The 10,977-nt window shown below is 65.6% G+C and carries 12 protein-coding genes; 7 read left to right on the plus strand and 5 right to left on the minus strand.

Annotated features, from left to right (window positions below):
* Nucleotides 1–2: 2 nt before the first annotated feature.
* The 3 genes from HNP52_RS15970 to flhB are packed head-to-tail and all read left to right on the plus strand — an operon-like array spanning nt 3 to nt 2,094.
* The gene (locus HNP52_RS15970; protein WP_184168624.1) at nt 3–269 is read left to right on the plus strand and encodes a flagellar biosynthetic protein FliQ; all 267 of its coding nucleotides are present in this window, start codon (nt 3–5) and stop codon (nt 267–269) included.
* Nucleotides 266–1,024 (plus strand): flagellar biosynthetic protein FliR, encoded by a 759-nt coding sequence (gene fliR, locus HNP52_RS15975; RefSeq protein WP_184168625.1) that lies wholly within the window; start codon nt 266–268, stop codon nt 1,022–1,024. The genes HNP52_RS15970 and fliR overlap by 4 nt, the downstream gene beginning before the upstream one ends.
* Nucleotides 1,024–2,094: a flagellar biosynthesis protein FlhB gene (gene flhB, locus HNP52_RS15980; protein ID WP_184168626.1), complete on the plus strand. Its 1,071-nt coding sequence runs from the start codon at nt 1,024–1,026 to the stop codon at nt 2,092–2,094. Before fliR ends, flhB begins: the two co-directional genes overlap by 1 nt.
* A gap of 31 nt (nt 2,095–2,125) precedes the next feature.
* On the opposite strand, the gene HNP52_RS15985 is transcribed toward flhB, so the two are convergent.
* The 3 genes from HNP52_RS15985 to HNP52_RS15995 form a co-directional block, all read right to left on the minus strand.
* Entirely contained in the window at nt 2,126–3,427 is a 1,302-nt protein-coding gene (locus tag HNP52_RS15985) for an OmpP1/FadL family transporter (protein WP_184168627.1), read from the minus strand.
* A 49-nt stretch (nt 3,428–3,476) separates the two neighbouring features.
* A complete protein-coding gene (locus HNP52_RS15990; protein ID WP_184168628.1) occupies nt 3,477–3,890 on the minus strand; it encodes a DUF2147 domain-containing protein in 414 nt (137 codons plus the stop codon).
* 184 nt (nt 3,891–4,074) lie between these two features.
* Entirely contained in the window at nt 4,075–4,497 is a 423-nt protein-coding gene (locus HNP52_RS15995; RefSeq protein WP_311768492.1) for a flagellar assembly protein FliX, read from the minus strand.
* An 80-nt stretch (nt 4,498–4,577) separates the two neighbouring features.
* On the opposite strand from HNP52_RS15995, the gene HNP52_RS16000 reads away from it, so the two are divergent.
* Genes HNP52_RS16000 through HNP52_RS16010 form a run of 3 tightly spaced genes read left to right on the plus strand, consistent with a single transcriptional unit; the run spans nt 4,578 to nt 6,409 of the window.
* Nucleotides 4,578–5,681: a flagellar basal body P-ring protein FlgI gene (locus tag HNP52_RS16000; RefSeq protein WP_184168629.1), complete on the plus strand. Its 1,104-nt coding sequence runs from the start codon at nt 4,578–4,580 to the stop codon at nt 5,679–5,681.
* Nucleotides 5,681–5,983, plus strand: a complete 303-nt coding sequence (locus HNP52_RS16005; RefSeq protein ID WP_184168630.1) for a rod-binding protein — start codon at nt 5,681–5,683, stop codon at nt 5,981–5,983. Before HNP52_RS16000 ends, HNP52_RS16005 begins: the two co-directional genes overlap by 1 nt.
* Complete coding sequence (locus tag HNP52_RS16010) at nt 5,984–6,409, plus strand: flagellar protein FlgN (RefSeq protein WP_184168631.1); 426 nt, start codon at nt 5,984–5,986, stop codon at nt 6,407–6,409.
* 226 nt (nt 6,410–6,635) lie between these two features.
* Here HNP52_RS16010 and HNP52_RS16015 read toward each other — a convergent pair whose 3' ends face one another.
* Both HNP52_RS16015 and HNP52_RS16020 read right to left on the minus strand, forming a co-directional pair.
* The gene (locus HNP52_RS16015) at nt 6,636–7,049 is read right to left on the minus strand and encodes a flagellar basal body protein (RefSeq protein WP_184168632.1); all 414 of its coding nucleotides are present in this window, start codon (nt 7,047–7,049) and stop codon (nt 6,636–6,638) included.
* A 3-nt stretch (nt 7,050–7,052) separates the two neighbouring features.
* Nucleotides 7,053–9,779, minus strand: coding sequence for a hypothetical protein (locus HNP52_RS16020; RefSeq protein WP_260396185.1), 2,727 nt, complete (start codon nt 9,777–9,779; stop codon nt 7,053–7,055).
* Nucleotides 9,780–9,938: 159 nt separating this feature from the next.
* Here HNP52_RS16020 and HNP52_RS16025 point away from each other — a divergent pair, with 159 nt between their 5' ends.
* On the plus strand, nt 9,939–10,973 hold the full coding sequence (locus tag HNP52_RS16025) for a flagellar motor switch protein FliG (protein ID WP_184168634.1): 1,035 nt from the start codon (nt 9,939–9,941) through the stop codon (nt 10,971–10,973).
* Nucleotides 10,974–10,977 lie beyond the last annotated feature (4 nt).

Consider the following 10,977-nt stretch of genomic DNA (forward strand, 5'->3'; position numbering starts at 1 on the left):
CGATGCTGCCGTCGCAGGTCCTTGCGCTGGCGCAGAGTGCGCTGATGCTGGTGCTCACCATCGCAGGTCCGCTGCTGCTGACCTCGCTGATCGTGGGCACCGTCATCGGCCTGCTCCAGGCGCTGACGCAGATCCAGGAAACGACACTCACCTTCGTCCCAAAACTGCTGGCGATGGGACTGGTGCTGCTGTTGATGCTCCCGACGATCGGCGCGGCGCTGAGTGACTTCATGACCAAGATCAGCGGCATGATCGTGACCGGCGGATGACCCTGCCCCCCGATATTGCCCTGCAGGCCTCGGCCTTCTTCATCGTCTTCGCCCGCGTGGGCGCGGTACTGATGCTGCTCCCGGTGTTCGGCGACGATGCGATCCCGGGCCGCATCCGGCTGATGATCGCCTTCGGGCTCTCGGCCACCATGTACGGCCTGGTCGGCGCCCCTGCCCGCGTCGCGGTCGAGGCCGGCGCCGCCCTGCCCGCCGTGCTCGTCGCCGAGCTGATGACCGGCCTGGCCATGGGCATGATCGTCAAGATCCTGTTCTTCTCGGTCTCGATGGCGGGATCGATCATCTCCACCCAGATCGGCTTGTCCTCCGCGGTGATCTTCGATCCCGCGCAGAGCGGCAGCGCGCCGATGCTCTCCAAGTTCGTCGCCATGGCGGCGGCGCTGGTCTGCATGGGCATGCAGGTCCACCATCTCTGGCTCGGCGCGATCGTCCACAGCTACCAGAGCTTCCCGGTCGGCGGCCTGCCGCCGGCGCATGACTTCGCGATGCTCGCGGTCGAGGCGATCACCCGCTCGATGACGCTCGGGCTCAGCCTGGCCGCGCCCCTCCTCATCTACGGCATCGTCTTCAACGTCGCGCTCGGCCTCGCCGCGCGCGTCGCCCCGGCGATCCAGGTCTTCTTCATCGCCCAGCCGCTCAACCTGCTGCTCGGCATCAGCCTGGCCGCGGCCACGCTCGGCACCATGCTCACCTTCTTCGCCCGCGCCATGGGCGATGCGATGCAGGGAGGCTGGTGATGTCGGGCGATACGGACCAGGACGACAAGACACACGACCCTACAGACAAGAAGCTGGAGGACGCCCGCGAGAAGGGCGACGTGCCGATGGCCCCCGAGATGAAGCATGCCGCGATCTTCATCGGCATGCTCGTCGTCATGGGCGGGCTCGGCACCTATACCATGCAGTTGATGGGCAATCTGTTCGTGCGGCTATGGGGCAGCGCCGACGATTTCCGGATGGAGCCGCAGGGCGCCGAGGACTTCGCGACTGGCGTGCTGAGCGCCACCGCGACCGCGCTGATGCCGGTGCTCGGCACGCTGTTCGCCATCGCGCTGATCGGCGGCATCCTCCAGGGCCGGCCGATGATCAGCTGGAGCCGGGTCAAGCCCAAATGGTCCAAGCTCAACCCGGCCAGCGGCGCCAAGCGGATGTTCGGCAAGCAGGCGCTGGTCGAATACGCCAAGACCGTCGCCAAGCTCTGCCTGGTCGGCGGCGTGGCGGCATATCTGGCATGGCCCCATGCCGCCACCGTCGACTCCATGGTCGGCGCGGACCTGCAGGAAGTGGGCAGCGCCACGCACGGCATCGTCTATTCGATGCTGCGCCCGATCGCGATGCTGGTCGGCGCGCTCGCCTTGTTCGATTTCGTCTGGCAGCGCCGCGCGTTCCTCAAGCGGATGCGCATGAGCCTCCAGGAGATCAAGGACGAGCACAAGCAGAGCGAAGGCGATCCGCACATCAAGGCGAAGATCCGCCAGATCCAGATGCAGCGCTCGCGCAACCGCATGATGCAGAACGTGCCCAAGGCGAGCGTGGTGATCACCAACCCGACCCACTATGCGGTCGCGCTGCAATATGATCACGGCCAGATGGCGGCGCCGGTGGTAGTGGCCAAGGGCGTCGACGCGATCGCGCTCAAGATCCGCGAGATCGCGACCGAGAACAATATCCCGTTGGTCGAGAACCGCCCCCTTGCCCGCGCGCTCTATGCCAATGCCGAACTGGATCACCCGATCCCGGTCGAGCATTATGCCGCCGTGGCGGAAGTCATCAGCTACGTCCTGAAGATCGCGAAGAAGCGCGCCTGAGCGCCACTTCCCCGCGATCGTTCAGAGTCCGTCAGAACTTCAGGCGCGCACCTGCCGTGAGCACCACGGCGCTGGCGTTGCGCAGTTCGCCATCGGTGAGGATCGGCGTCTGCGCGGCAGTGCCGGCATAAGCCGCGGTAACGCGGTCGATCGGTGCGTCGGCGAAGCTGACATAATTGGCCGCGAGATCGAGCGAGAGCTTCTTGCTCGCCGCATAGCTGCCGCCGACGCCGAAGTTCCAGCGATCCGAATCCGGCACGCGGGCGTCACGCTCGGTATCCTGGGTCGGCGTGGTCGCGCGCTGGACGCCGGCGCGCAGCGTCACCTTGGGCGACACCGCATAGTCGACGCCGCCGGCATAGCTCCAGCTGGTGCGATAATTCTCCGGAAGCACGGCGTTGACCGGCGCGCCGAGGCGGATCGCATCGAACTTGTCCCAGCCATAGCGGATGACCTGGGCATTGAGGGTCAGCTTGTCCGTCGCCGCGAAGCGGGCGCCGGCAATCGCCTGGGACGGCGTGTAGAACTTCGCCTCGATGCCCGAGAGCGCCATGTTCGACGTCGCGAGCGGGCCGACCAGGCCGGAGACGGTCAGGTCACCCTTCAGCGTGTGCTCGATCGCCGACTTGTAGCTGAGGCCCAGGGTGAAGCGGTTGGAGTGGAGCTGCACGCCGGCGGTCCAGCCGAAGTCCCAGCCATCGCCCTTCAGTTCCTGGCGGCCGTCCGGCAGCGTCGCGGCGAGGTTCGGCAGCGCGTTGCTCAGGCTGGCATCGGTGTATTCGATGTTGAGGCCGGCGCCGACGCGCAGCCAGTCGGTCACTGCCACGCCGATGCTCGGCTGGATGTCGATGGTGCGCAGCTTGGTCTTGTCGGCGCTGTAGCGCGCCCAGCTGTCCGACGGATAATCGGTGGTGAAGCTGTAGGGCGAGGTGATCGACACGCCGAGCGCGATGCGATCGTTGAGCGGCACGGCGATCGCGCCCGAGGGCAGCACGCCGTTGTTGATCGGGTTGCGGGTGATGCCGTTGCCGCCGACCGGCGCGGCGGGCTGGCCCGGGCGGACGATCAGCGTGCCGCTGTCGACGACTTCGCCGCGCGGCAGGATGACGGAAGCGGAGATGGTGCCATCGCCATTCTCGATGCCGCCGATCGAGGCGGGATTCCACCAGATCGAAGCCGAGCCGGTGTCGGCGGCCTCACCGGAGAAGGCGCGGCCGGCGGCGCGCGCGGACTGTTCCTGAAGGTAGAAGGCCTGGGCGTTGGCAGCCTGAGAGAAGCCGATCAGCGCGAACAGCGCGCCGCCGGTGGCAAGCGAAACCTTGTAGGGGGACATTCGGGTAATCCTTGATACGCAGTACTGAACGGAAACTGGGAAACGCGCCTTAACGCACGCGGGTCCAGGTCTGGGTACGGCAGAAGGGCTTGAATACGCAGCCGCGCAGGTTGAGCTGGTCGTTGCCGGTCATCGTCACTTCGGCGCTATAGGTCTTGCCGTCCTCGGCATTGTAGATCTTGCCGCCATACCAGCCGGCGCCCTGCTGCTTGAAGCCCGACAGGATCTGCAGGTTCATCAGCCGCCGGTTGCGCAGCGCCTTGTCGCTGTTCTGGGCATCGGCCAGGTTCGGATTGGTGCGCAGCTTGTCGGACGAGACGATCTTGCCGCAGATCGACGTGCCGCAGCGCGCGATCTCCACGATTCCATTGTGCACGGGGGTCTTCCAGCGACCGACGACTGCGTCGCCGGACTGGGGTGCCGGGGCCGCTGCGACGGCGAGCCCCATAAGCAAAGCCAACATAGGCATACTCTCCTCGAGGGGTCTCCATGCCGGGCTCTGACGGCCGGTCATGGGTGAAACGATCTCGCCCTTTTGAATGCGAAACCGTCGCCGCCTCCCTAGGTTCCAAAAACCGGGTATGCAAATGCGTTCGGATTTGAAACTGAAAAGTCGCCGATGCCGTAGGGTAAATCCGGGCGTGAAATCAGGCCTGAAGATCGAGTTTGGCCAGCTCGACTCGCACGCGCAGCTCGATATCGGACAGGATGGCCGCCAAAGCGGGATCGTCGCTGTGCTCGAAGGTCTCGGACCATTCGACGAGCGCCTGGAGCTTCGCCGGACTGACCACGCCGGCGATCAACTCGCGGTTAAGCTGGTCGAGCATGTCGACGCCGCGCTGGGCATCGACTGCCTGCTTGCGGCGGCGCTCGATCGCAGGATCGGCGGCGGCAAGCGTGACGAGCATCGCGACCGAGGGATTGAGCGCCTGTGCGGCGTTGGTCCCCTGCGGAACGGGCGCAGGCGCGGCGGGCGCCTCGCCTTCTTTCACCGAGAAGCCGGACGCGACCTTGGGCAGCGCAGCCAGCAGGCTTTGCAGCATGGGTCCCTGGAGGTTCTCGATACGCACGAAATCTCGTCCTTCGGCACTTTTTGCCTACCTCTATCCTATAAGAGAATTATCGGAAATTTTCCACTCCCAGGGGTTATATGCTGCGCTACGCCGCTCCCATGATCGCCCTGCTGCTGAGCACGGCCATCGCACCGGCCGCAATGGCCCAGACGCGGATCAAGGACGTCGTCAACGTCGAGAACGTTCGCGACAACCAGCTCGTGGGCTATGGCCTGGTCGTCGGCCTGGCCGGCACCGGCGATCGCCTGCGCAACACGCCATTCACCGAGGAATCGATGCAGGCCATGCTCGAGCGCATGGGCGTGAACATCCGCGGCACCGAGATGAAGACGCAGAACGTCGCCGCCGTCTCGATCACCGCGACGATGCCGCCCTTCGCGCGCAACGGTTCGCATATCGACGTGCAGGTCTCCGCCCTTGGCGACGCGACCAGCCTGCAGGGCGGGACGCTGATCGTCTCCTCGCTGCGCGGCCTCGACGGCGAGATCTACGCCGTCGCCCAGGGCAATGTCGCAGTCTCCGGCTTCAAGGGCCAAGGTGCCGCCGCCAGCGTCAGCCGCGGCGTGACCACCTCCGCCCGCATCGCCGGCGGCGCGATCATCGAGCGCGAAGTCCCCTATTCGCTCCAGTCGGCCACCGGCCTCAAGCTGGCGCTCAAGAACCCGGACTTCGCCACCGCCGACCGCATCGCCGCGGCGATCAACGCCAAATATCCGGGCAGCGCCACCGTGCTCGACCCCGCGACCGTGCAGCTCACCCCGGGCCCGAACTTCGTCGGCAACGTGATCGACCTGGTCACCCGCATCGGCGAGCTTTCGGTCAAGGTCGACCAGCCCGCCCGCGTCGTAATCAACGAGGCATCGGGCACCGTGGTGATGAACGCCGATGTGCGGATCACGCCGGTGGCGATCGCCCAGGGCGGCCTGACCATCACCGTCACCGAGAGCCCGCAGGTGTCGCAGCCCGCACCGCTTTCGAACGGCCAGACCACCGTGGTGCCGCGCACCAACGTCCAGGTGGACGATGGCAACGGCGCCAGCCTGGCGCTGATCGACGGCGCCAGCCTGCAGACGCTGGTGAGCGGGCTCAACACGCTGGGCGTCAGCCCGCGCGACCTGATCACCATCCTTCAGGCGATCAAGACCGCCGGCGCCCTCCAGGCCGATATCGAGGTACAGTGATGCAGAACGTGACCAATGCGCCGGGGCCCCAGGTCCCGGCCACCACGAACAATCCCAAGCTCGACGCCAAGAACCGCGAGACCGCCAAGAATTTCGAAGCGGTGTTCCTCGGCCAGATGACCCAGCTGATGCTCGAAAGTGTCCAGCAGGGCGATGGCGAGTTCTCGGGCGGCCACGGCGAGGAGATGTTCCGCGGCATCATGGCGGAAAAGCTCGGCAATTCGATCGCCGAACGCGGTGGCATCGGCCTCGCGCCGGTCGTGCTCGACCAGATCATCAAGCTTCAGGGGGGAAATAAGTAAGTGACCGAGCAGCTTATCGACGCAATGGTATCCCTCACCCACATCATGGAAGAGGAAAGCGAGCAGCTGTCCCGGGCGCCCTATTTCCCCGAAATGCCCGAGATCGCCGCGGTCAAGCTCCGCCTGACCGGCCGGATCGAAGCGGAAGTGGCGCGGATGAAGCGCGAGGCGCCGGACAATTGGGCCGAGCGGCTCGCCCCCGAAGAGCGCGAGCGGCTGGCCGAGGCGAGCCGTGGGCTGCGTGACGCCTCCACCGTCAACCAGCAGATCCTCAAGCGCCAGATCGACCTGTCGACCGACATGATGGGCGCGATCGCCGCCGAGGCCCAGCGCCTGACCGGCACCCGCAACATGACCTATAGTGCAGGTGGCGGCCTGGCCTCGAGCGAGGCCCCGGCGCCGATCTCGATCAACGCGCGGCTGTAACGCACCAGGAACGGTCTCACGGTTGGGTGCTTCCCGCCGACAGCTCAACAAATGACAGAAGCCCGTCCTTCGCGAGAGCGTGGGGACGGGCTTTTCGATTCAGTCGTGCAGGTCCCCGCTTCGAGGATAGCTCTACCCTCTCTCGCAAAGCGGGAGAGGGGCAGAAACAGGAAAAGGCCCGCGATCACTCGCGGGCCTTTTCGCTTTCATCAACCAGGAAGCGGACTTAGCCGCCCTTCCCCACAGCGGTTTTCAGCATGCTGATCTGCTTGCGGTAAAGGTTGGTCATCGCGGTGAAGTCGGCCTGGACCTGGCCGAGCTTGAGCAGCTGGTCTTCGAGCGTGACATTGTTGCCGTCAGGCTTGGTCTCGCTGATGTCCTTGTCGAGCACGATGCCCGCACCCGCCGGCTGGATCGCGCCCAGGCCCTTCATGCCTGCGGTCAGCTCGACGCGCGGCTTGGCGACCCGGATGCCGCCCGTGCTGTTGCCGACCAGATCGGAGAAATCGGCGTCCTCGACGGTGCGTGCCTTGAAGCCCGGGGTTTCGCTGTTGGCGATGTTCTGGGCGATCACGCGCTGGCGATCGGAGAGGTTGTCCATCTGGCGGCGGATGCCGGCAAGAATCGGAGGCATGTCCATGGATCAGAACCCGTATGAAGAAGGAGTGGAGCTGTTCAGGCGATCGAGTGCCGCCTGATAATTTGCGAGCTGGGCATTCACGATCGCGGTGCTCTCGGTGCCGGTCGCGGAATTGCTCTTGGTGCCGTTGATGACGTTGCTCTTGGAATCATCCCAATAGAGCGAGCGATAGGCGGTCTGCGTCATGGAGATCGCGTCCTTGATCTTGCCGAGCGCGACCTTGGCCATGTCGAGGTTGCTCAGGCTGAGCCCCTCGCCCAGGTCGAGACCGAAGCTGCCCCCCGGACGGACCTTGGGCGCGCTGCTCGAGACCGCCGCCTGGGTCGAGATCCGTTGCGGCTCTATGCCGAGCTTGGCGAGCGCGTCGCTGTCGCCGGTGCCGGCCAGCAGTTGCAGCTGGTGCCCTGGCTTCATCGTGATGCGCAGCTGCTGGACGCCGTCGACCGCGGTAGCGGTGACGGTCGCCTTGGACGCGCCGAGCATGCCCTGCATGCGGGTGGCGATCGACTGGAGCGTGTCGTCGGCCAGGATGGTGAGCTTGCGGACCGAGCCGTCATCGGCCTTGAACGAGAAATAGTCGCCCGCCTTGAGGCCGGTCTGGGTGGTGACCTTGTTCGAGGCGATGGCGTTGATCGTGCCCCGGCCATAGCCGAGCGCCGATACCGCGCTGGCGCCGCCGGTATCGGCCGAAACGCGAACCGGCTCGGTGCGCAGCAACGCCTGGCCGAATTGAGTGGTGTTTTCCACCGCTCCGGTGGTGCCGTCGATCCGCGAAACGAAGCCATCGGTCGGACCGCGACGGGTCGCAGCAAGGTCGCCGGTGGTGCGGCCGCCGGCATAGAGATCGCCGTTCATGAAGGCGATGCTGTCGATCTGATCGTCCGCCGAGGAGCCGATATAGGTGGTGCTGGCGTTCGACAGATTGGCGTCGATCCGCGTGACGAAGCCGTCGCGGTTGCCACTGATCCCGTTGACCTGGCTGCCCGAGATCGCGCTCGAGGTCGCGCCGCCCACGCCGATCGTGCCATCATCGGCGACGGCGAGCACGCGGGCGTCGGCGGTGCCGAGGTTGATGCTGCCGAGATCGGTGGCGAGCGACGAGCCGTCGAGCTTGCGCAGTTCCGCAGTACCGTCATGCGAGACGAGCGCGAGGACATTGCCGTCATTGTCGACCGCGAGCGCGTTGACGCTGTCGCTGCCGGCACCGGTGATAGTGCGGCGCTCGGCGATCTTGCCGGTGGTGTCGATCTTCGCGATGAAGCCGTCACTGCCGCTGGAAATGCGTCCGCCGACATAGATCGAACCGTCCGCCCCGACCGCCAGGGCCTTGGCAACGTCGGGCGTCGCGCCGGTCGAGCGGACCACGGTGGAGAATTTCTCGTCGCCGTTCGCGGCATATTTCGCGACGACCATGTCGCCGTCGGTGGAAGCGCCGCCGAAGCTGCCGGTGACAGTACCCGCGACGACGATGCTGCCATCGGGTGCGAGGCTGACCGCGGCGCCGGTCGACGAACCGGTCGCGCCGAGGCTGCGCTGCCAGACGACATTGCCCGATCCGTCCACCTTGGTGAGGAACAGGTTGTTGTCGCCATCCGACAGGTTCGCGCCCAGGTCGCCCTTGGTGGTGCCGACAATGTAGCTGTTGCCCTGCGCGTCGGTAACGACCGAGGCCGCATCGGTATTGGCGTAGACGTTGCTGGTCGACGTCTTGACGGTCTTCACCTTGCCGTCGAGGTCAGTCGTCGTCGAAGTGGTCGTCGTGGTCTTGCCGGCGGCGACGTTCTGCGCGGTCGCCTGGCGATCGAGCGCCTGGATCGTACCCATGGCGGTACGCGTGTTGGCGCCGGTGGGATCATCGAAGCGGAAGAGCTGGGTCGAGCTGGGCGCGTCGAGCGCGGTCTGCCCCGTCGCGACGACGATCGCGTCCTTGGCGTTGGTCTGGTCGAGGGTGACTTGCTCGATGCCGGTGGGATTCGAAAGCGTGAAGCCCCATTTGCCGCTTTCGTTGGTTACCTTGAAGGTAGACTTCCATCGCGGCACGATATTGCCGTTGGCATCCAGCTGCGGCGTGCCATCGGTGTTCAAATTGGGAATTGCCTGGATCGCGGCGTTGAACTGGGCCGCGACCGAGTCCAACGTCGGCGGCTGGGTGCCCTGCGACAGATCGACGGTGACGGTCTGCGCCGAGACGCCGGGCTTGCTCAGCGTGATCGAGAACTGCTCGCTGCCGGTCAGGCCCGGAATGGCCTCGGCACGCGTCTTGACCAGGCCCTTGCCCTCGGTCTCGTACACATTGGTGGAGACGAGCTTGTTCGTCGTGACGCTCGACGACGGCTTGCCAAAGGCGAGCTTCACCAGATCGGACGGCGCGGTGCTGAGATAGGTCTGGAGCTCGTCCAGCCCCTTCTGGAAGGTCTTCTGGAGGTTGGCGCGCTGGGCGTCCGACGTGGTCTTGGCGCTCGCCGTCTCGGCCAGCACGCGCAGCTTGTCGAGCGCCTGATAGGCCGTGAAGCTGGTCTGCACGTCCTTCGGCAGGAACGCACCGCCGGCATCGGTGGTGGACGGCGTGATGATCGAGCGCAGCGCCGTGATCGCCGCAACCTGGCTGGCGTTAACCGGAAGCTCGTCGCTGCTCTTCCACGGCGCGATCGTCGCCGCGGTGGTGAACTGCGCCTTGGCAGCGCGCACGGCCTTGCTGTCATAGGTGATCGCCGACACCGCCGAGGTCATCGTCGAACTCGACCCCGTCAGAATACTTAAGCCGATCAGACTACCAGATAAATTAACCGTCATCGCGCTCCGCCTCGCTTCCTCGATCCTATAATAGAGGGAAAGCCGCCCCCACCCGTGTGTACGGGCGCAAATTTTTCGCGAGGGAAACGAAAAATCATGACCGTCATGGCGCCGATTGCCGAACCGCCCGAACTCAAGCGTTTCACTGGCCCCCAGCGCGCCGCCGCGCTGATGCTGGCCCTGGGCAAGGATCATGGCGCCCCGATCTGGGAACAGCTGACCACCGACGAGGTGAAGGAGCTGTCATCGTGCATCGCCGGGCTGGGCCGGATTCCGGCCCCGGTGGTGGAACACCTGCTCGTCCAGTTCACCAGCGAGATCGCCTCGATGTCGTCGATGCACGGCAGCTACGAGACGACCGAGCGCCTGCTCGCCGGTATACTGCCTGCCGAGAAGGTGAAGGAGATCATGGAGGACATCCGTGGTCCCTCGGGCCGCACGATGTGGGACAAGCTGTCCAACGTTTCGGAAAGCGTCCTCGCCGGTGCGCTCAAGCACGAATATCCGCAGACCGTGGCAGTGATCCTCTCCAAGCTTCGCCCCGACCATTCGGCGCGCGTGCTGGCCGAGCTGCCGCGCGACTTCTCCGTCGATGTCGTGATGCGCATGCTGCGCATGGAGACGGTGCAGAAGGAAGTCATCAACCAGGTCGAGCAGACGCTGAAGAGCGAGTTCATGACCAACCTGTCGCGCTCGCAGAAGCGCGATCCGCACGAGGCGATGGCCGAGCTGTTCAACTCGCTCGACCGCTCGACCGAGGAAGCGATGCTCAACGCGCTGGACAACAAGGCGCCGGAAAGCGCCGAGCGGATCCGCGCGCTCATGTTCACCTTCGAGGACCTGGGCAACCTGCTGCCGCCGGCAATCGCCGCGATCGTCCGCAGCGCCGACAAGCGCCAGATGGCGCTGGCCCTGAAGGGTGCGCCGGAAAGCCTGAAGACGCTGTTCTTCGGCGCGATGACCGAGCGTGCATCGAAGCTGCTGCGCGAGGACATGGCGGGCATGGGCCCGGTCCGTGCACGCGATTGCGAGGAAGCACAGTCGGCGCTGGTGCGCCTGGCCAAGGACCTGGCGGACCGCGGCGAGATCCTGCTCGTCGATCCCAAGTCCGACGACGCGATGATCATCTAAGGAA

Origin of the sequence: Sphingomonas kyeonggiensis (assembly GCF_014204495.1) — a bacterium.
GTDB classification, from domain to species: Bacteria; Pseudomonadota; Alphaproteobacteria; order Sphingomonadales; family Sphingomonadaceae; genus Sphingomonas; species Sphingomonas kyeonggiensis_A.